The 1,042-nt window shown below is 65.3% G+C and carries 1 protein-coding gene and 1 pseudogene; both read right to left on the reverse strand.

What is annotated here, in order from left to right:
* Window positions 1-749: dTDP-4-dehydrorhamnose 3,5-epimerase family protein (locus AB0O93_RS16175; protein ID WP_363345081.1), on the reverse strand; the 749-nt coding region annotated here is incomplete at its 3' end.
* A pseudogene (locus tag AB0O93_RS16180) lies at window positions 749-1,042 on the reverse strand (dTDP-glucose 4,6-dehydratase); the annotation flags it as partial. The gene AB0O93_RS16175 and the pseudogene AB0O93_RS16180, both read right to left, overlap by 1 nt.

Raw genomic sequence — 1,042 nt, forward strand, 5'->3', positions numbered from 1 at the left:
ACGGCGGTGTAGGCGGCGGCGTTGATGATGGTGTCGTAGTCCCGCCACCGCCGGTCGGTGTCCAGGGTGGGGGAGGTGAGGTCGAGGGTGTCCCGGGTGGTGTATTCGACCTGCGGGGTGTCGCCGAAGAGGGTCCGGAGGGCGCGTCCGAGTTGCCCGTTCGCGCCGGTGATGATGGTCTTCTTCCCCGCCATCGGGACCACATCGGCCAGGCGCGGGTGGTTTTTGTCTTTCTCGCTGATCTCCACCTGGTCCAGTGGGATCGGCCAGTCGATGGCGGCGGTTTCGTCGGCGAGGTTCAGGAACGTGTAGGTGGCGGTGGGGGACCAGTGGTCGTTGACGAGGTAGGTGTAGGCGGTGTCGGGTTCGAGGGTCTGGTAGGAGTTCCCCACCCCGCGGGGTACGAAGATCGCCTTGGACGGGTCAAGTTCGGTGGTGAACACGGCCCCGAACGTGGGGCCTTCACGAAGGTCCACCCAGGCGCCGAAGATCCTGCCGGTGGCGACGGAGACGTATTTGTCCCAGGGTTCGGCGTGGATTCCCCGGGTGGTGCCGGCGGCGTCGTTGAAGGAGATGTTGTTCTGCACCGGACCGAAATCGGGCAGGTCCACCCCGGGCGCGGTCATCTTCTCCCGCTGCCAGTTCTCCTTGAACCACCCCCGCGCATCCCCGTGCACGGGGAGATCCACCACCACCAACCCCGGGATCGGGGTGGGGGTGACCGTGAGGGCTTTACCGAACTGCGTCATCACTGGCCTTTGCTGGCGTAGAACGCTTCGACACCGTCTTTGGTGGGTGCCCACCATGCTTCGTTCGCCCGGTACCAGTCGATGGTCGCGGCAAGCCCCGCCTCGAAGTCCTGGTAGGTGGGTGTCCAGCCGAGGTCGGTGCGGAGTTTGGTGGAGTCGATCGCGTACCGCAGGTCGTGTCCTGCCCGGTCGGTGACGTGGTCGTACGCGTCGGAGGGCTGACCCATGAGGGACAGGATCAGTTCCACGACGTCTTTGTTGTTCTTCTCCCCATCCGCGCCGATCAGGTAGGT

Origin of the sequence: Microbacterium sp. NPDC077184, assembly GCF_040687055.1 — a bacterium.
GTDB lineage: Bacteria > Actinomycetota > Actinomycetes > Actinomycetales > Microbacteriaceae > Microbacterium.